General features: G+C 28.9%; 20 protein-coding genes and 1 pseudogene. 7 read left to right on the top strand and 14 right to left on the bottom strand.

Going from position 1 to position 20,077, the window contains the following annotated elements; genetic code table 11:
• Positions 1–24: 24 nt before the first annotated feature.
• The gene (gene metG, locus ACY2RX_RS08500) at positions 25–2,163 is read right to left on the bottom strand and encodes a methionine--tRNA ligase (protein ID WP_490103543.1); all 2,139 of its coding nucleotides are present in this window, start codon (positions 2,161–2,163) and stop codon (positions 25–27) included.
• Positions 2,164–2,264: 101 nt separating this feature from the next.
• Here metG and ACY2RX_RS08495 point away from each other — a divergent pair, with 101 nt between their 5' ends.
• Positions 2,265–3,215: a S66 peptidase family protein gene (locus ACY2RX_RS08495; protein ID WP_490103691.1), complete on the top strand. Its 951-nt coding sequence runs from the start codon at positions 2,265–2,267 to the stop codon at positions 3,213–3,215.
• A gap of 7 nt (positions 3,216–3,222) precedes the next feature.
• Here the strand turns inward: ACY2RX_RS08495 and ACY2RX_RS08490 are convergent, their stop codons facing one another.
• A complete protein-coding gene (locus ACY2RX_RS08490; RefSeq protein ID WP_490103542.1) occupies positions 3,223–4,119 on the bottom strand; it encodes a DUF1207 domain-containing protein in 897 nt (298 codons plus the stop codon).
• Between the two features lie 47 nt (positions 4,120–4,166).
• Here ACY2RX_RS08490 and ACY2RX_RS08485 point away from each other — a divergent pair, with 47 nt between their 5' ends.
• The gene (locus ACY2RX_RS08485) at positions 4,167–4,526 is read left to right on the top strand and encodes a YraN family protein (protein ID WP_490103541.1); all 360 of its coding nucleotides are present in this window, start codon (positions 4,167–4,169) and stop codon (positions 4,524–4,526) included.
• Here ACY2RX_RS08485 and ACY2RX_RS08480 read toward each other — a convergent pair.
• The 3 genes from ACY2RX_RS08480 to ACY2RX_RS08470 all read right to left on the bottom strand — a co-directional run bounded on the left by ACY2RX_RS08480 (position 4,523) and on the right by ACY2RX_RS08470 (position 7,097).
• Positions 4,523–5,887, bottom strand: a complete 1,365-nt coding sequence (locus ACY2RX_RS08480; RefSeq protein WP_490103540.1) for a TlpA family protein disulfide reductase — start codon at positions 5,885–5,887, stop codon at positions 4,523–4,525. The two genes, ACY2RX_RS08485 and ACY2RX_RS08480, sit on opposite strands and share 4 nt — an antisense overlap.
• Positions 5,888–6,115: 228 nt before the next feature.
• Positions 6,116–6,526 (bottom strand): hypothetical protein, encoded by a 411-nt coding sequence (locus ACY2RX_RS08475; protein ID WP_490103539.1) that lies wholly within the window; start codon positions 6,524–6,526, stop codon positions 6,116–6,118.
• On the bottom strand, positions 6,513–7,097 hold the full coding sequence (locus ACY2RX_RS08470) for an RNA polymerase sigma factor (protein ID WP_490103538.1): 585 nt from the start codon (positions 7,095–7,097) through the stop codon (positions 6,513–6,515). Before ACY2RX_RS08470 ends, ACY2RX_RS08475 begins: the two co-directional genes overlap by 14 nt.
• Before the next feature lie 147 nt (positions 7,098–7,244).
• On the opposite strand from ACY2RX_RS08470, the gene ACY2RX_RS08465 reads away from it, so the two are divergent.
• The 5 genes and pseudogenes from ACY2RX_RS08465 (at position 7,245) to ACY2RX_RS08445 (ending at position 10,846) form a co-directional block, all read left to right on the top strand.
• A complete protein-coding gene (locus ACY2RX_RS08465) occupies positions 7,245–7,625 on the top strand; it encodes a DUF6249 domain-containing protein (protein ID WP_490103537.1) in 381 nt (126 codons plus the stop codon).
• 97 nt (positions 7,626–7,722) lie between these two features.
• Entirely contained in the window at positions 7,723–9,060 is a 1,338-nt protein-coding gene (locus ACY2RX_RS08460; protein ID WP_490103536.1) for a hypothetical protein, read from the top strand.
• A 163-nt stretch (positions 9,061–9,223) separates the two neighbouring features.
• Positions 9,224–9,382: pseudogene (locus tag ACY2RX_RS08455) on the top strand (peptidase M28); the annotation flags it as partial.
• Positions 9,382–9,957, top strand: a complete 576-nt coding sequence (locus ACY2RX_RS08450) for a YdeI/OmpD-associated family protein (protein WP_490103535.1) — start codon at positions 9,382–9,384, stop codon at positions 9,955–9,957. The pseudogene ACY2RX_RS08455 and the gene ACY2RX_RS08450, both read left to right, overlap by 1 nt.
• A 10-nt stretch (positions 9,958–9,967) precedes the next feature.
• Entirely contained in the window at positions 9,968–10,846 is an 879-nt protein-coding gene (locus ACY2RX_RS08445; protein ID WP_490103534.1) for a TIGR01777 family oxidoreductase, read from the top strand.
• A gap of 3 nt (positions 10,847–10,849) precedes the next feature.
• Here the strand turns inward: ACY2RX_RS08445 and ACY2RX_RS08440 are convergent, their stop codons facing one another.
• The 9 genes from ACY2RX_RS08440 to ftsH form a co-directional block, all read right to left on the bottom strand.
• Complete coding sequence (locus tag ACY2RX_RS08440) at positions 10,850–11,299, bottom strand: hypothetical protein (protein WP_490103533.1); 450 nt, start codon at positions 11,297–11,299, stop codon at positions 10,850–10,852.
• 49 nt (positions 11,300–11,348) lie between these two features.
• Positions 11,349–11,522 carry a hypothetical protein gene (locus ACY2RX_RS08435; protein ID WP_490103532.1) on the bottom strand — a complete coding sequence of 58 codons (174 nt, stop codon included), beginning with the start codon at positions 11,520–11,522 and terminating at the stop codon, positions 11,349–11,351.
• An 18-nt stretch (positions 11,523–11,540) separates the two neighbouring features.
• A complete protein-coding gene (locus tag ACY2RX_RS08430) occupies positions 11,541–15,011 on the bottom strand; it encodes a DUF8693 domain-containing protein (protein ID WP_490103531.1) in 3,471 nt (1,156 codons plus the stop codon).
• A 125-nt stretch (positions 15,012–15,136) separates the two neighbouring features.
• Complete coding sequence (locus tag ACY2RX_RS08425; protein ID WP_490103530.1) at positions 15,137–15,754, bottom strand: YceI family protein; 618 nt, start codon at positions 15,752–15,754, stop codon at positions 15,137–15,139.
• A 3-nt stretch (positions 15,755–15,757) separates the two neighbouring features.
• Positions 15,758–16,024, bottom strand: coding sequence for an acyl-CoA-binding protein (locus ACY2RX_RS08420; RefSeq protein ID WP_490103529.1), 267 nt, complete (start codon positions 16,022–16,024; stop codon positions 15,758–15,760).
• Between the two features lie 5 nt (positions 16,025–16,029).
• The gene (locus ACY2RX_RS08415) at positions 16,030–16,686 is read right to left on the bottom strand and encodes a phosphatidylserine decarboxylase family protein (RefSeq protein WP_490103528.1); all 657 of its coding nucleotides are present in this window, start codon (positions 16,684–16,686) and stop codon (positions 16,030–16,032) included.
• 2 nt (positions 16,687–16,688) lie between these two features.
• On the bottom strand, positions 16,689–17,483 hold the full coding sequence (locus ACY2RX_RS08410) for a phosphatidate cytidylyltransferase (RefSeq protein WP_490103527.1): 795 nt from the start codon (positions 17,481–17,483) through the stop codon (positions 16,689–16,691).
• Between the two features lies 1 nt (position 17,484).
• Positions 17,485–18,069: an LUD domain-containing protein gene (locus tag ACY2RX_RS08405; protein WP_490103526.1), complete on the bottom strand. Its 585-nt coding sequence runs from the start codon at positions 18,067–18,069 to the stop codon at positions 17,485–17,487.
• Between the two features lie 18 nt (positions 18,070–18,087).
• Positions 18,088–20,064 (bottom strand): ATP-dependent zinc metalloprotease FtsH, encoded by a 1,977-nt coding sequence (gene ftsH, locus ACY2RX_RS08400; RefSeq protein WP_490103525.1) that lies wholly within the window; start codon positions 20,062–20,064, stop codon positions 18,088–18,090.
• Positions 20,065–20,077: the final 13 nt, after the last annotated feature.

Below are 20,077 nucleotides of genomic sequence, written 5' to 3'. Positions count from 1 at the left end.
AAAGATTATACTTTGTTTTTAGCATTAACTTACCTGTTGTCCATTTTTAACTGCTTTTTTTGGTGCAACAAAATCTAATTTTCCATCAGGAGTATCTGTCATTAAAATCATTCCTTGGCTTTCTACACCTCTAATTTTTCTTGGTGCTAGATTTACCAAAACAGCAACTTGTTGACCAATAATTTCTTCTGGTGAAAAACTCTCTGCAATTCCAGAAACAATGGTTCTTGTATCAATACCAACATCAACTTTTAGTTTTAAAAGCTTTTTTGTTTTTGCTACTTTTTCGGCTTCTAAAATAGTTCCAATTCTGATGTCTAATTTTGTAAAATCGTCAAATTCAATCGTTTCTTTTTGAGGCTCAACAACTTTGTTTTCTTGCTCGTTGGCTAATTTTGTTGCCGCTAGTTTTGCTAATTGCGCTTCAATGGTTTTATCTTCAATTTTAGAAAACAATAATTCTGCTTTGTTTATTTGATGATTTGCTGGTAATAAAACGTCTTTTTCAGTGATGTCTTTCCAAGTTATAGAGTTCTCGACTGCGCTCGAACTGACATTTAAAATACCTTTTAATTTTATTGATGTAAAAGGTAAAAATGGTTCAGAAACAACTGCTAATGCTGTTGCTATTTGCAAGGCAACATACATAATGGTTTGTACGCGTTCTTCATCAACTTTAATTACTTTCCAAGGTTCTTCATCAGCTAAATACTTGTTACCCAATCTTGCTAAATTCATCAATTCTTGGCTTGCTTCTCTAAAACGATATCTTTCAATTGATTTACCAATAATATTAGGAAACTCTTTTACAGCCGCCAAAACATCTTCATCTACTTCTGTAAAATTATTTGGCGTTGGTACAATTCCTTGATAATATTTGTTGGTTAAAACCACAACTCTGTTGATAAAATTACCAAAAATGGCAACCAATTCGTTGTTGTTTTTTGCTTGAAAATCTTTCCAAGTAAAATCGTTGTCTTTACTTTCTGGTGCATTTGCCGTTAATGTATAACGCAACACATCTTGCTGATTCGGAAATTCTTCTAAATATTCGTGTAACCAAACTGCCCAATTTTTAGAAGTTGATAATTTATTTCCTTCTAAATTCAAGAATTCATTGGCAGGCACATTATCAGGTAAAATATAATCTCCATGCGCTTTTAACATACTTGGAAAAATAATACAGTGAAAAACAATATTGTCTTTCCCTATAAAATGAACCATTTTAGTATCGTCTTTTTTCCAGTAATCTTCCCAGTTTTTTCCTTCTCTTGCTGCCCATTCTTTGGTTGATGAAATATATCCAATAGGCGCATCAAACCAAACATATAAAACTTTTCCTTCTCCGCCTTTTACAGGAACAGGAATTCCCCAATCTAAATCTCTAGTTACTGCTCTTGGTCTTAAACCATCTTCTACCCAACTTTTTACTTGTCCATAAACATTTGGTTTCCAGTCTTTTTTATGACCTTCTAAAATCCATTCTCGTAAAAAAGCTTCGTGTTTATCTAAAGGTAAAAACCAGTGTTTTGTTTCTTTTACTGTGGGTACATTTCCTGTAATTGCAGATTTTGGGTTGATTAAATCTGTTGCGTTATGACTTGTTCCGCAGTTTTCACATTGATCTCCATAACTCTCTTCAAAGCCACATTTTGGGCAAGTTCCTACCACAAATCTATCAGCTAAAAACTGGTTTGCTTCTGCATCATACAATTGTGCTGTTACTTCTTCTATAAATTCTCCTTTTTCATACAAATCAACAAAAAACTCTGAGGCTGTTTTATGATGAATTTCTGAAGATGTACGTGAATAATTATCAAAAGAAATCCCAAAATCAGCAAAAGATTTTTTAATAATTCCGTGATATTTATCAATAATATCTTGTGGAGAAACACCTTCTTTTTTAGCTCTCATTGGTATGGCAACTCCATGTTCGTCAGAACCACAGATGTACGCCACATCTTTACCAATTCCGCGTAAATAACGCGCATAAATATCTGCAGGAACATAAACACCTGCTAAATGACCAATATGAATTGGCCCATTTGTATAAGGCAAAGCTGCTGTAATTGTATATCTTTTTGGAGCACTCATAGTGTTTCTAATTTTTTTGGACTGATTTTTGAAGTGCAAAAGTACAAAAAAGGGAGTTTTTAATGTCATAGAAAATAGATACATTTACGTTTACAGATATTTAGATTGTTAGATAATTAGAAAAAATATAGATTTTGAAAAACTTTATAGTATATATTCTTTTTTTATTGATGATTTTTTCATCAACAATAGCTCAAGAAAAATTAACAACTCCATCTTATTTACAAAAAGGTGATACCATTGCTATTGTTGCGCCTGCAGGAATCTTAAAAAATCGTCAAGAAACAATTTTAAAGGCAAAAGATTTAGCAGAAAGCTGGGGTTTGTGTGTGGTTTTAGGAAAAAATTTATTTAAAAAAGCACATCACTTTGCTGGTTCTGATGCAGAAAGAACTGCTGATTTTCAAAAAGCTTTAGACAATCCAAATATTAAAGCAATTTGGGCAGCAAGAGGTGGTTATGGTTCTGTAAGGATTTTAGATAAATTAGACTTTACAAAATTCTTAAAAAAACCAAAATGGATTATTGGTTATTCTGATATTACTGCGTTTCATAACCATATTCATAATTTAGGTGTAGAAACCATTCACGGAATGATGGCAACAAGTTTAGAAGAAAAAACTGAAGAAATTATAGAAACCGTTTCATCATTCAAAAAAACGCTGTTTGGAGAACAAATATCTTATAGAATTCCATCATCAAAATACAATAAAAAAGGAAAAGTTGAAGGACAACTTATTGGCGGAAACTTAGCCATTTTAACATCGATGTTAGGTTCTAAAAGTCAGTTAAAAACTGATGGGAAAATTCTTTTTATTGAAGAAATTGGCGAATATAAATATGCTATTGATAGAATGTTACAGAGTTTAAAACGCGCTAATTATTTTAAAAATGTAAAAGCTGTTATTGTTGGCAATATAACAAGTATTAAGAAAAACACAACGCCTTGGGGAAGTTCTATTGAGCAACTTTTTTTAGATATTTTACCTAAAAACATTCCTATTTTGTTCGATTTTCCTGCAGGTCATGAAGCTGATAATAGAGCGTTAATTTTTGGAAGAAATGTTCAGTTATCGGTAAAGAGTGGCAGTAAGCAATCTTCAATAGTTTTTAAGAATTAACTTCATTTTACAACTCCAAATTATAATAAAAAGCCACTGAAAGCCAACTGGTTTTTACTTCTTTTTCTAATCTGCTGTAAGGCAAATGACCCTTGTAATATTCTAATCGTAAGCTATTGTTGTTTTTAAAGGCATACCCAATTCCGCCATTAAAATCTGCATTAAAATTATTATTTTCTAAGAAACGAAAATCATATCCAATAAAAATTCTGTTTAAAAACTCACTTTCAAATTCGAAGTTTTTAAGAACTCCACCTGTTTGTAATGCTAATTTTTTACGATTACTCTCTGTTCTAATAATGTAAGAAATGCCTCCATAAAACCCTATTTTTTCTTTATTATATGCATACAAAACTTCAATGGTTTCGTAGTTGCTTGGGTCGTTAGACCAATAATCTGGGTTTGTAATTTTGGTATAATTGTTTTTTAACAGAAAATCATCACCTAAATGAGATGATCTATGATAGAGATTTATTCGAAGAAAATTATTTTGATTCAATACAAAATCATTATGAAAATAGATAAAAAAATCAGTATTAAACAAAGAATGTGTAATGCCATTAAACGTGACAGATTTCTCTTCTCTAAACACAAACTGATTATCTACCAAACCACTAATTGCGAATTGATAATTATTCTTTTCATAGATTTTTTTAAAAACATTTGCTTTTAAATTTACCAAAACTTTGTAAGAATTGAATTGAAAACCGCTAGCGGTTTTAGCCGTAATAGGACTCGCTTTAAATGCACTACTATTGTCTGTTGGGCTAAATAATAAAAACGGAAAATTTCTTTTTTTCTGGCTTAAAAAAGGCTCAAATATATTTGATTTTTTTTGTGCAAAACTTGAAGAAAAGCAAAAAATAAAGATAAAAATATAGAGATTACTTTTGATTGATTTCATTAAAATAATTTTAAATAAAAGTAATTAATATTTTGTAATTTAACATTATGGCACAACACAATGAATTAGGAAAAAAAGGAGAACAACTAGCCATCAATTTTTTAGTTGATAAAAACTATACAATTCTCGAAAAAAACTATCGATATTTAAAAGCAGAAGTTGATATTATTGCTCAAAAAAAAGATGTTTTAGCGGTTGTTGAAGTAAAAACAAGAAGTACCAATTATTTTGGAAATCCGCAAGATTTTGTGAATCCTAAGAAAATTAAATTACTACTTTCTGCCATAGATCATTATGTGGTAGAAAAAGATTTAGATGTAGAGGTCCGTTTTGATATTATTGCTATAATTCATCAAAAAAACAACACAAAAATTGAACATCTAAAAGATGCTTTTTTGCATTTTTAGAGCTTTTGTAATAAGCCTTTTAATTCTTCTAACTCATCTGGTTTTGCAATAATTTTTTTATTAGCATCTAACAAAAAATAACTTGGTGTAGAAAGAATGTTATACGTTCTTGCAATTTTGTTTTGCCATTTATTTAAACCTAAAACGTGATGCCAATTTGGTAGATTTTGTTTATAGTTTTTCCAACCAAAATCATTTTTTTCTAAAGAAAAAGCAATCACTTTTACTTTTTTATTGTCTTGTGAAAATTTATGCAACTGAGGAATTTCTCGCAAACAATGAGAACATTCTGTACTCCAAAAAACTAGCAAATAATTTTGAGCATCGTTTAATGTTGATAGTTTTAATGTTTTGCCATTTTCTTTCCAAGAAAAATCTGGGGCAACTCTACCAATTTCAGCAGCTAAAAGTGCTAATTTTTCTTCTTTAAATTGTTTATTTTGAACTCCATTTGGCAACTTATTATAATGAGTTTCAAAAAGATAATCAATTAAAGTTAAATTTTTTGATGCTTCAAACTGGCCAATTAAAAACTCAATAATATCCTTTTTAAAAGTGATGTTTTCAATTTTGGATAACACCTTATTTACTGATTGTTTGTAGAGTTTTTTTTGTGTAGCAACATCATCAGAATAATTAATATAAAAAACATAATCTGTAATTCTATCAATTAAAAAAGAAGAATTTAAAAGTGTTTTATTGTTAAAATCCATTCTATCAAAAAAAGTATCAATCATATTTGCCATATACTTTTGCGGAGTATTAATAATCTCTAAAGGACTATTTCTAAAAGTTGCTTTTACAAACGGTTGTACATACATTCCGTTAGAAGCTTTTAAATATTTTTTCTGAATAGAATCTACATTTTTATAGGCAGATTTATATTTCTCCTTTAAATCTAAATTAAGATTTTGCAAAGCTGCAACTTGTATAGAATCTAAAGTTTGTTGGGCTTTAGAAATTGCTGTTAAATATTCTTTATAAAAAATGTTTTCTTTAGATTGTGAAAAAGTTACAGTTTGGTTTGGATAATCTGGATGAAAACCAAAACTTACGTCTTCTTTATTAAATAAAAAATCTACAAAACCTGCTCCTTCTAACTTATAAGTAACTCTGTAAGAGCCTATTTCTGTGTCTTTTGGCAAGGTAAAACTAAACCTACCAATGGCTTTCTTTTTAGCATCAACAGTAATAGAATCAATCTTTATTGTAGTGTTTTGCACAAAATTTTGTCTTGCTCCTTCAATTTTATATAAAATAACCCAATCGCTTTTTATGGTTGGTGTCATTGTTCCGTTAACAGTATATTGTGCTTGGACAAATGAGGTTGCTAAAAATAATAATGCGAGTAATTTTTTCATCTTTTTAAAGTTGATTTTTGTTCTTGACAAACTATTTTCAAGAAGTGTACCAAAAATACTATTTCTCTATTAAAATAGGTATATTGTAACGTTAAAAGTGAAAATTTATGGTTTTTCTAATAAAGTAATTTGGATTACTGGGCTTCTTCTGGAATAGGAAAAGCCTTAACAATTGAGCTATTTATACGATAAAAAACGAAAAAATAAATACAGTAATTTTTATGCAATTTACTCTAGCCGTTTGTTAAAGTAATTCTTTAAGAAAACTACTTGCGCAATTACCATCAATCCAAAGAAAAATACTACATATAAAACTGTGTTAGAAACAGAAATTGATTCCAATAAATTTGGAATTTGAATTTTATCTAAGAAAGAAAAATCTATTTCAGGAATCGTTACTAAACTTTTTTCTGATGCTTTAAACGGAATTAAAATTATAGCTAAAATTAATACAGCAATTACAAACCAAGCTTTTTTAGAAATTAACGCTTTGGTTTTAAAAACACTTTCTTTACCTTCTGCAACTATAGATTGCATTATTGAAGCCGTAAAATTTGTAGAAATTTTTTCTTTCGGAATTTCTTTTACATACTTTTTTGCAAAAGCATCTAATTCTTCTATGTGTTTATTTTCTCCCATAATGGCTTATAATTTCTGGTTCAACATTTTGTTCTACAATAGTTAACAATCTTTTTCTGGCTCTATGTAATTTTACTTTAACATTGGCTTCAGACAAAGAAGTTACCTCAATAATTTCTTTTAAAGATAACTCATCGTAATAAAACATCAAAATTATAGAACGCTCTTCTAAAGGCAATTTTAACAAGCAGTCATTCATAATTTTAGCGCGTTCTTTTCTTTCAATTCCTTCTAAAACAGCATCTACAGATTTAATTTGATGGTAAGTAATATTGTTAATTTCAAAGGTATTATTATTGTTTTTATTTTTTTTGATACTGTCTAAACTTGCGTGATAAGCAATTCTGTACAACCAAGTAGAAAATTTAGAATCGCCTTTAAATTTATTTAAATTTTTATAGGCTTTTATAAACGTATCTTGACTAATTTCTTCTGCTTCTTCTCTATTCTTTGTCATTTTAAACGCCAAAGAGAAAACCATATTCTTATAATTATCAACAAGATACACAAAAGCATTTGTATCTCCGTTGATGACTTTTGTAATATATAGTTGGTCTTTGTTGTTTGTCATTTTTTCTTTGACTGTATCTCATAGAAATAGGTTACAGTTTTTTATAAAAAATATTTTTTGCTTTTTTTGTAACCTAATTTTAAATGTTATCGTCAAAGCTACAAACACAATAAAATTAATCATTTTAAAACTTAAAAATAATAAATTATGGAAGTCGCAGTTTTAGCAGTAATCTTTGGAAGCATTTTTGGAGTATTTTATTTATACTTTTCAACAAGAAATAAAGAACGTTTAGCATTAATAGAAAAAGGTGCAGATGCAAGTATTTTTATGAAAGGATCCGCAAAAAATGCAGCTCCTTTCTGGAAAGTTTTAATTCTTAATCTTGGTCTTTTAGCAATGGGAATTGGAATTGGCATCTTATTAGGTACACTTTTAAGTTATCATTTTGGATATAATGGTTCTTGGCAAAACAGACCAGAAAACGCCATAGATTCTGGAGTTTTCTATGCAGCATCTATATTTTTATGTGCTGGTGGCGCTTTACTTATAGGATTTAATCAAACCAAAAAATTAGACAAAGAATAATCCAAAATTTTTAACTCAGTTTACAAACCATTTCATTTTTATGAAGTGGTTTTTTTGTTTTTAAAAAGTCAGTATCTTTAAAGAAAATATTTTTTTAATGAAGAACGATTATAAAGACAGTAAGTTTAAAGAACTATTAGACAAATTGCAACAAGAAAGTTGGCAACTAGAATTACTAATTTCTGGTTTTGCAATTTTTGGTTTAATTAGTGCGTTAGCTCCTTTAGAAGCTGGTTACAATGAAGCCAGAGCATTAGAAAATACTTACATAACACCGTTATTTAGAGTGGTTATAGGTTCTTGTTACATCCTTATAATTAACCTAATTATACATGTTGTTTTAAGAGGTTTATGGATTGGCGCCATAGGTTTACGCTACGTTTCTAACGAAATTGATTATGAAGAATTAAACTACGGAAAACGTTTTACCAAATATTTAAAAAAGAAAGTTGGTTCTTTTGATAGTTACATTGCCAAATTAGAAAACTATTGTAGTATTTTATTTGCTGTAACATTTTTAACACTCTTCTATTTTATTGCCGTTTTTTGCGTGTTTTTTATACTCGTTTTAGCAATAAAACTTTTTATGGAATCTGGCATCTTTTCAGAAATTGTAGGAACAATGTTTTTAGGTTTTTTTGCTATATTTTACTTATTTCTTGCGCTAATTGTTTTTATAGATTTTATTACACAAGGTTTTTTAAAGAAAAAAGAATGGACATCTTTTTTATATATGCCCATCTATAAAGTATTTAGTGTAATTACTTTATCCTTTTTATACAGACCTTTAGTTTACAACTTTTTAGACAACAAATTTGGTAGAAGAATCGCTTTTATTTTAGTTCCTTTATACAGCCTTTTCTTTTATTCAGCAACATTAAATAATGTGAGATCTAATTATATTTCTGATAACTCTTCTACATCTGCAAATTATTCTAAAAACCATAATTATCTTTCTTTATTAGAAGAAAATCAATATGTAAAAATAGCTTCTATACAAGCTAAAATTATAGACAAACCTTACTTAAAAATTTTTATCCCTTTTAAGGAAAAAATTGAAGATCAGATTTTAAAACTTAATAAAAATTTAAAGCCGCAAAAAGACAATAGAGGTTTAAAAAGCGATATTATAATATTAAACACCAAAACAAAAAAAGAAAGAAGAGAACACTATTTAAAAAAAGACAGCATTTATGGTTTATATCTAAAAACTGTAAACTCTAATTATATGCTAAAAGTAGATAGCATAAACTTTTCTTCGGATTTTCATATTGCAAAAGTGAATAAGCAACTTGGTTTTGAAACTTTTTTACCCATAAAAAATATTAGTGAAGGAAAACATTTACTCCAAATAAGTAAAAATATAATTGGTAAAAAATCAAAAAAAATAGAAACACAAAAAGTAGTCGATATTCCTTTTTGGTATTATAAATAATTATCAGATGAAAAAACTTACAATACTTTTACTACTAATTTCTACAACAATAATAGCGCAAACAGATACTAAAATGTACGATATTATAAATGCAGTTTCTGCCAGTAGAATTAAAGCAGACATTACAACTCTGGCTAACTTTGGCACGCGTTATACATTGAGTAATACTACTTCTAAAACTTGGAATAACTTTAAATTTGTAACAGCAACAGCGTTTACTTTAGACGGAATTGTTATTGACAACTTCTTTTTTGGTGTTGCATCCGTAGGAAAAAATGGGCACGAAAGCGTGGTAAGTTTTCCATCAAAAATTATAAGGTAATGCCAGATAAACCTGAACTTTATTTTAAAAATAATGTTGAATGGAGAAATTGGCTAGAAAATAATTACAATTCTTCAAAAGGTGTTTTTCTCGTTTTTTACAAAGTAGAAAACAAAGAACCTTCTATGCGTTGGGAAGAAGCAGTAAAAGTGGCTCTTTGTTTTGGTTGGATAGATTCTACCGTTAAAAGTTTAGGAAATGGAAAACGTAAACAATATTTCTGTCCTAGAAACCCAAAAAGTGTTTGGAGCGCTCTCAATAAAAAATATATAAAAGAATTATCTTCTGATAAATTAATGCACAAAAGTGGTTTAGAAATTATTAAAATTGGTAAACAAAATGGCTCTTGGACCGCTTTAGATGACGTAGAAAAAGGCATCATTCCAGAAGATTTACAAATAGAATTTGATAAAAATAAAACGGCTTTTACTAATTACTCAAGCTTTGCACCAAGCTATAGAAAAAGTTATTTATACTGGCTAAATCAGGCAAAAAGAGAAAGCACAAGGCAAAGAAGAATTATAGAAATTATTTCTTTTTGTGAAAGAAATATAAAATCGAGAGCAACTCGTTAAAACATTTTAAATGGCAAAAATTTTAATTACAGGTGGCACAGGCTTAGTTGGTAAAAAATTAACTAAAATGCTGCTTAAAAGAAGTCATAGTATCTCTATTTTAACAAGAAATCCGAAAGAAGAAAACGAGTTTCTCTGGGATATTTCTAACAATTTTATTGATGAAAAAGCACTAAAAAACACAGATTATATCATTCATCTTGCGGGTGCAAGTATTGCAGAAAAAAGATGGAATAAAAAAAGAAAAAAAGAAATTTTAGACAGCAGAGTTGAAGCAAGTAATCTACTTTTTAGAAAAATAAAAGAATACAAAATAAATTTAAAAGGATTTATTTCTGCCTCTGCAACTGGTTATTACGGCACAATAACTTCAAATACTATTTTTGCTGAAGATGACAAACCTGCCAATGATTTTTTAGGTGATGTTTGTCAGAAATGGGAAAATGCAGCGCATCAATTTAAAACACTAAACATACCTGTAACAATTTTTAGAACGGGTATTGTTTTATCAAAAAAAGAGGGTGCATTAGAAAAAATGAAAACGCCTATTATTGCACCACTAGGTTCTGGTAAACAATATATTTCTTGGATTCATATAGAAGATTTGTGTAATATGTATATAATGGCGGTTGAAAATAATTTAATTGGAATTTACAATGCTGTTGCTCCTGACTTTCAAACTAGTAAATCCTTTTCTAAAATACTTGCAGAAATCTGTAAAAAACCTTTTTTACCAATAGGAGTTCCTTCTTTTTTATTAAAATTAATCTTTGGTGAGATGGCAGTTATTCTTTTAAAAGGAAGTAAAATATCATCAAAAAAAATCGAAAAGAATGGGTATTCTTTCCGATTTTCTATACTTAAAAAAGCTTTGATTGATCTAAGCTAAATATTATTTAATTAGTGTTTCTTTCATTTTACCTTTCCAAGATCTACCTCCTAATGTAGATACATAATGCACAAAGCCATCTTCTACTTTTGTTACTTTCATTCTCATCTTTGTACCCGCTTTAAAAGGGAAATTTGGTAAATTATATTCTTTTATAACCATATAACATTCGTCTTTAGAAGTCCAAACTAATTCAGATTTAATAAAGTGTTTTTTATTATTAAAGAATTCAAAATGTTGCTTTCCTTTAAAAACAACTTCTACTTCTCCACCTTTATAATTATAAGTAAATGTTTGGTTTTCTATTAAAGGTGATTCTACTGTTTTCTTTTCATCAACTTTTAAAACACTTGCAGAAAGTGGTTTAAGGGTCATTAAATAATCTTGTGCGCTAACTGAAAATGTAATTAACAATAATGCTGCTAAAAATAATTGATTTTTAAAATTTTTCATTGTAAAATAATTTAGGGGTTAATATGTGTTTAGGGGTTAAATTCTTGAGTTAAAATCCTGCTCCTGGAGGTTCTGGACTTGCTGCTTGTGCCGATTGCGGGCTTAATATCATATATGTGCCTAAGGCAGTAAGAGCAGCATATTTTGTATAAGAGCCAATTTTTTTTACGGCTTCTTTTCTCGATATTGTTTCTTGGTTTTTAGGGGATATTTTTTTGTTCATTTTTTTTAAAGTTAGGGGTTACTCTAAAACTATTTTTTTCTGTATTTTATTTTTATTAGTTTCTATTTGAAGCAAATAAACTCCTGAAGTTAATTTTGGAATTTCTATTTGATGTTCTGGTTTATTAGTTAGTTCTTTTGATAAAACTTGTTTACCTAATATAGAGAATAGTTTAATTTTAGATTCTTGATTTAGTCCTTTTATTATTAACTGATTACCTCTTTTAAATACAGTAACATCTCTTAATAATAAATCATTATTTGTTGATAAGGTATTATTTTTTGTATGTATAAAAAATCTTCCTTTTCCATTTAAATCTTCTGATAAAGTAACTTTATATGAAGCATTCTTTTGATTAAGTTTATAAAATTCTCCTGTTACTTTATCTTCTAAAAAAACTTCTACATCATTTGGAGTATTAATAATATCTGCTGCAAATGTTAAAGTTGCATTTTTCTTAGCATTTACACCAACAGGTATTATCATACTAGAATAATTTGTATTTGGTAAGGCTTGTATTGCGTATTTTGTGCCATTATCATCAGTAATTAAATGCGTATAAACATTAAAAGAGTTATTATTAGAAAACAAACCTGCATCATAACCATCATCTAAACCAGTAGTAGTTCCTTTTATATATTTAACCTCGGTGTTTTTATTACTTTTTCCGTTAGAAACTTGTAAGCTAATCTCGAATCTATTTGTTTTGCTAGCGCCTTTAAAAAACAAATCTCCAGATTGATGACTTTGCATATTTGTATTTAAAAGAAGATTACCATTCGCATTTACTTTTACAAAGAAACCTTGCCCTGGTGCAGCATAAGTTGCATTAGACGAATTGTTAAAAGGTTTATACGTTTTTGTATTTGTATCCCAAAAATAAACCGCTTTAAAACCTGTTTTTAATAAACCAAAATTAATATCAATAATATTATTTGTATTATTTGCTGGGTCATTTATATTCATAAAAGAAGGAAAAGAGTTACCCACTAAGTTCCAACCATTAGCTCCTAAAGTTACAGGTTTAGGTACGTTACTTGTTCTTAAATTCCCTGTAAAGTTTACGTTTCCTGCAGATGAAAGCCTAATTGCTCTGCCTTCCCCTAAACTAAAATTACCAGAAGTTGTGGTTCCATTTTGATAATACTCCCAAGTTTGAGAAACATTATTATAACTCGATAAGCCTCTATTATTACCTTTACCAGTAGCTAAAGCACTTGCACTTGCAAAAGCATCTATATCTTGATTTTCAACTGGGCTAGAAATAACAAACCAATTGCTATTGTTTTCTATATATCTTTCGTATAAAATATTTCCAGATGAAGTTCCTGTTACTATTAAAGACCCACTACTTGTTGCATCAGATTTTACTCTTGTTGTACCTGTGGTTGTTAAATTACCGCTAACTGTAAGAGATTTTCCGGCATTAATATTTAAATTACCTGCCACTGAAACATCAGCAACAGTTACATCAGCAACATCTAAATTAATTGTTTTACCAGAAGGAATATTTACATTATCTGTTGTAATTGGCACTCTGTTTAAACTCCAATTTGAAGCCAAAGACCAATTACCAGAATTAGCTTTTAATACGTTTGTTACTGTTGATGAATTTATTATTATTTGAGCTTCTTTTTTATAGTAAGTATGTATGTTTCCGCCTGTATAAGTAACTGTATATGTGCCTGGGGTTGAGCTAGAAACATCTATAATACCTGTAGAAGCATTAATTGATAAACCAGATGTAGTTGTAAAAGTTCCTCCTGAAACTCCATTAATTGTTGGGGTAACATCTACTCCATAAATTGAATGCGTATTAGATGCGTAAGAGAATTTAGAAAAATCGTTATAATGAGCTTCTATAAACTTAAGAATAACGGCTGCATAATCTTTACCAAAAGGAACAATAGTTTGCGGTTTGCTATCACTTCTGTTATATTCTGCTGTTAAATTTCCTAAATGACGAACATCTCTATTTACTTCTGTCATCATTCCATCTACTACACCACCACCACCAATAGTACCACCTGCTACTGTAGATTCTGAAGCTGCAGGACCTGAACCGTGTCTAATATTGCTATAATAATCTCCCGCAAAATATGCAGAACCATTTGGTGTTGTATCATTACAACCTCCAGAATTATAAGAACTTGGCACAGCTCTATAACCAGTTGTTCTACCACATTGTTTATATGTACCACTATTTGTAGAATTGTAAAAAGAACCTCCAGTAGTTTGTAAAAAATGCCCAAAACTTGTAGTTCCTCTAACAAGAGCATCTAATTGTAAATTTCCTAAATTATTATTTTTTAAATTTTGAATCGTAGAAGTTGAAATAGAATTACTTAAAGTTCCTGCATCTAAAGTAGCTGTAGAAATATTAAAACCAACATCAATTCTTTTTGGTGTATGGCTCTGACCATGTAAATCTATATAAATACCTTTTCCGTAATCTGCTGTAACTTTAGCACTTGCTTTATCAATAAAACCATGATAAGCATCAAAATAAGGGTTTGTTGCTGAATTATTACAAGTTGCTGTTGTCTTATTTCTGTTTGGATCTAACTTAGATCTGCTTAAATTGTTGATGATTATATGCGGATAACCTCCTGTTAAATCGAAAATTTCTTTTTGAATAATTCTGATTAAAATATCTGTATTATTATCTTCTTCATTTACACCACAACTTCTTGTTGATAAGGTATTGTCTACATTTTTTCCTCCATGAGGAGCAGAAATTATTATGGGTAAGTTACCAGGAATATATTCTATATTATTTGAAAATGATGCGTTATTACTAAAATATTCTGCAACTCCGGGTGTACTTGCTGCATTAATTGCGATGTTAAAAGTAGCACTATTTTGATTTGGTGCTGTGGTAGTATAAGTAACAACATAATTGCCAATTGTAGAAGCAGAAGTGTCTATTTTACCTGTTGATGAATTTATACTTAAACCAGCTGTAGAAGAAAATGTGCCTCCAGATTCTCCAGTAATTGTTGGTGTTGGGTCTGAATCTGTTTTAGAATAAGAAGATGAAGCATAACTAAAAGAAGCATCGTCTAAAGAACCAATTGTTAAGTTATAATCTAACTTAATTTCTACATTAGCTGCTCCATTATTAGAAAAATCTCCATTAAAATTAAATTTCTCTACATTGTTTACAAATACTTTTGCATAAGGATTACTTCCATTCCAATCATCACCATAATTATCATAAACTCTTACAGTATAGTTTCCATTTGGCAAACTTACTGTACTCGAATTCTGATTTGTATGTGAAGTATTACTAGAAGTTCCATAATTATGATCATAAGTTAATACAATTGTATTTGAAGAATTTATTATTTCAATTTTATTTTCTCCAGAATAACTAGCCCAGTTTACTTTTATATAGACATTTGATTGTGAGAAAATCGATAAGTTAAATGAAAAAGAAATTAAGACAAGCACAAGTCTTAAAAATTTAGGGGAAAATTTTTTAGTCATTTTTGTATAGGGGCAAAAAGAGTATTTAATTAATACTTAACTTTTATTTTTTTAGGGGTTGATTAATTATTAATTTCTTCAAATATAGCTGTTTTTTTTGAAAAACAAATAAAAATTACAAATTTCTAAAATGTAGTTTTAATATTTAGAGCAACATCGCTCCAAGTTTTTGAAACGCCATCTGCTCCTTTATGCAATTCTTTACATTCTGTATTTAAAGAATTTAAAGCTTTTACAGCATTCCATTTTGTAATATCCATAACTGCATTCATTTCAAAAGTTTTATCCTTTATAGTATAAGAAAAAGCAACTTTCTCAGAAATGCCATTCATTTTAATGGTAGTATAACCAATAGAATCATTTTCTATAACCAATTTACCAGATAATAATTTTGTATTATCCATAACACCAAAAAAGAACTTCTTAATTTTAAAATCTCTACTGGTATCTTTTGTAAAAATACTACTTACCGGAATTGAAAATTTTGTATTATTAATTGCTTCTTTTATAGAATTTCCTTCGCCACCAGAATTAATATCAACTTTAGTAAACTTACCTCCTACTGGCAATTTTTCTGTAGTCTTGTATGCTGTAAAATTAATTTCTTTTTTAGCTTTTTTTACTGAAAATAAAGATGTACTCTTTTTTTCTTCAACTTTATTATCTGATTTTTTTTCTGATTTACAAGCCGTAAAATTGAAAACAAAAACTACTAATAGACTTAAAACTAAAACTCTTTTCATAATTTAATCTTTATAATTTAAAACTGTATTTGCTAATTTAATATATTCTTTTTTGGCTTCTTTAGAAGACATACCATTTAATTGCATCCAAGCATTGAATTTAAAGGCACTTCTAACATTAAGTCCGCTATTAAAAGAAAATTTATTACCAAAAGTTGCCTGTTTATAGTAAGCATAAAACTTTAACATAACATCTGGTGCTATTGCTTTTTTTAATGCTGAAATTTTTTTAAAAGCTTCATTAAACTCTATGTCTAAATCAGTATCCATAAATACTATTTTTCAGCAATTATTTGCACTCCTCCTTTTACTTTATCACCTAAAGATACATTTAATTTAGTACCTAAAGGTAAAAACAAATCTACTCTCGACCCAAATTTAATAAAACCAGCATCTGTTCCTTGTACTACTTTATCTCCCACTTTAGCATAATTTACAATTCTTTTTGCTAAAGCGCCAGCAATTTGTCTGTATAAAACATCGCCAAAAAAATTGTTATTTACAACAACTGTAGTTCTTTCGTTTTCTGTTGATGCTTTTGGATGCCAAGCAACTAAGTATTTACCAGGATGATATTTGCTATATTTAATATTTCCGCTCATTGCATATCTTGTTACATGCACATTTATTGGAGACATAAATATGGATACTTGTAATCTTTTGTCTTTGAAATATTCTGGTTCTTCTACTTCTTCAATCACTACAACTTTACCATCTACAGGGGCAACTAATGCATTATCGTTTAAAGGCGCAACTCTTTTTGGGTTTCTAAAAAATTGTAAAACAATTATTAAAAAACCAATAATTAAGATTTGAATTGCTTTTACCAACCAAGTTGTTTCTATAAATCTTTCTGCTAATAAAATACCAGCAATCGATATTATAAACGCAATAACAATGATTTTATATCCTTCTTTGTGAAAACGAATCATACTTAAATTATAAAATTGATATACAAATATACAAATGGTGCTGCAAACAGCAAACTGTCTAATCTATCTAAAATACCTCCATGACCAGGCATAATACTACCACTATCTTTTATATTAGCTTGTCTTTTAAACTTAGACTCTACTAAATCTCCAACAGTACCTATAACACTAACAATAGTGGCAATAATTAACCAATTAACAAGTGTAAAATCGGTATTATATTTACTAATGATAAAAGCTGATATTAGCGCAAAAACTAATCCACCAAAAAAACCTTCTATTGTTTTTTTTGGTGAAACAGAAACAAACAATTTTCTTTTACCAAAGTTTTTGCCTACCAAGAAAGCAAAACTGTCGTTAACCCAAATCAGTATTAAAATATTAATCATTAAATGAGGATTGTATTCACCTTTATAAATAGGTAAAAGCACTAAAAATAGCATAGAAAAAATGAGGTATCTTATTATTAATCCTAATTTTGCTCTTTCGTCTCTAAAAGTTATTTCTTTTTTAGTAAACAGTTGATAAATAAGGTAAACAGAAGATAAAATTGTTATAATTAAAATATAAGATATTGTATGTGTATCTGGTTTTTTTAATAACAAAAAAAGTGTTAAACCAAAAAGAATGTATCCTATAACTCCTTTAAATTGTAATAATTTAGAGAATTCCCAAATGCATAATAATGCAAAAATTGATGTAAGAATTATGTACGATTCTTTTGAAAAAAGTATCGCCGATAAAAAAAGTAAAACGTAAATAATTCCTGAAAAACTCCTTTTGAAAAGGTTACCCATACTATAAATCTTCTAATAGCAGCAAATATAAGTTTTTTGAGTTACTGTTACCGTAGTTTAGGAAATTATCATCATTTTTATCAATTTGATAATTCTTAATAGCAGAAATATTGGTTGGTAATTTTTTTTTATGATTTATTTTAATACCTGTTAAACCTTGCCCCATATCTCTAACCAACTGGCTAGTGGTTGCAAATACAATAAAATTTTGAGGCATTGCAGACAATTTTATACTTTTTAGCTGATTAGAAGAAAATAAAATATCTCCATTATCTGCAATTAAATGTTCACATTTAATAAAAACAGGAACATCTGATTTAAAATCATTATTAATTTTCAAATCTTTTTTCTTAAAATAAGAAGATAAATCTTTGCTTAAAAGTGTTATTTCGTTCCAATTATTCTCTTTAAGAATACTTTTAAAATTATTGGTAACCTCTGCTTTTTTTAAGCAGTATAAAAATTTTCCTCCTTTTTCTAAAAAATTATGCACAAAAAGATCGTCTAAAGATAGATCTACTTCTTGCTTTTGAATTTCCTTATCCTCTTTTATAGGGATATTGAATAGTTTCTTAAAAAAATTCATTCATTTAAAGATATTAATTTATTCTTCAGTGCTTTCTGCAACTGGGGGAATATCTTCTTTTTCTTTAATTTCTTTTTCAATTTTTGGTGCTACTTCTTCAAAAGGTCTTTTTCCAAATATTTTTTCTAAATCATCTTTAAAGATAACTTCTTTTTCTAATAATAATTCTGCCAGAACCGTTAATTTTTCTTTATGATTGCTTAATAACTCAACTGCTCTTACATACTGAGCCTCTATCATTTTAGAAATTTCTCTATCAATTTTCTTTCCTGTTTCTTCGCTATAAGGTTTTACAAAAGCATCATTTCCAGAAGAATCGTAATACGTTATGTTGCCAACTTCATCATTTAAACCATAAACGGTAACCATTGCTCTGGCTTGTTTGGTTACTTTTTCTAAATCGCTTAAAGCACCTGTAGATATTTTATCAAAAATAATTTTCTCTGCTGCTCTACCTCCCAAAGTTGCACACATTTCATCTAACATTTGCTCGGTTTGAACAATCATTCTTTCTGCTGGCAAATACCAAGCTGCACCTAAAGATTGTCCTCTTGGTACAATGGTTACTTTTACTAATGGAGCTGCGTGTTCTAACATCCAACTTACGGTTGCATGACCTGCTTCATGATAAGCAATTACTTTTTTCTCTTTTGGTGTAATTACTTTGTTTTTCTTTTCTAAACCGCCAACAATTCTATCTACAGCGTCTAAAAAATCTTGATGATGAATTGCTTTTTTACCATTTCTTGCAGCAATTAAGGCAGATTCATTACACATATTAGCAATGTCTGCACCCGAAAAACCAGGTGTTTGTTGTGCTAAAAACTCAATGTTTACATCTTCAGCCAATTTTAGTGGTTTTATGTGCACTTCAAAAATTTCTTGACGCTCTTTAATATCTGGCAAATCAACATAAATTTGACGATCAAAACGCCCTGCACGCATTAAGGCTTTGTCTAAAACATCGGCTCTATTGGTTGCTGCAATAACAATAACATTGGTATCTGTACCAAAACCATCCATTTCTGTTAATAGTTGATTCAAAGTATTTTCTCTTTCGTCATTACCCCCTGTCATACTGTTTTTACCACGCGCTCTACCAATGGCATCAATCTCATCAATAAAAATAATTGATGGTGATTTTTGCTGTGCTTGCTTAAACAAATCTCGCACTCTAGATGCACCTACACCTACAAACATTTCTACAAAATCTGAACCAGATAAAGAGAAAAAAGGCACTTCTGCTTCACCAGCAACTGCTTTTGCTAATAAGGTTTTTCCTGTTCCTGGAGGGCCAACTAATAAAGCTCCTTTTGGTATTTTACCTCCTAAAGAGGTATATTTTTCTGGACTTTTAAGAAAATCTACTATTTCTTGTACTTCTTCTTTTGCGCCTTCTAAACCAGCTACATTTTCGAAAGTTGTTTTTACTTTTGTGTCTTTGTCAAATAATTTTGCTTTTGATTTTCCGATGCTAAAAATTTGACCTCCACCACCAGCAGCTCCACCACCAGACATTCTTCTCATAAAAAATAGCCATATTGCTATTAAAATGATAAATGGCAGAAAACCTAAAATAGTTTCGAACATACTGGTTTTTGATTCATATTTTAAATCAAAATTTAAGTCTTTTTCGCTTCTAGATTTCTCTATGCTATCTTCAAAATTTTGCAAATCGCCAAAATCATATTCGAATAAAGAGGAACCTTTAGAATAAAAAGCAGATTTTACCATTTTCTTGTAACGCTCTTTTTTTAAGGCTTCTTCTTTTATATATATTTGCGCTAAATTGTTATTTACAACAACAATTTTTTTGATATCGTTTTCTTTTAATATTTCATTAAACTCATTTTTAGAAATATTTTTTGAAGCTAAATCTCCACTATTAAAAAACTGTATAGCTATTATTGCAATAAATATAGCCGCATATACCCAATATGCGCTAAATTTAAACTTAGGCATATTAGAATTATTATCTTTTTTTGAATCACTCATCTATTAAAAAATC

The sequence above is a fragment of the Polaribacter sp. 2405UD43-2 genome (assembly GCF_058147125.1).
This window is presented reverse-complemented; position numbering and strand designations above follow the sequence as displayed.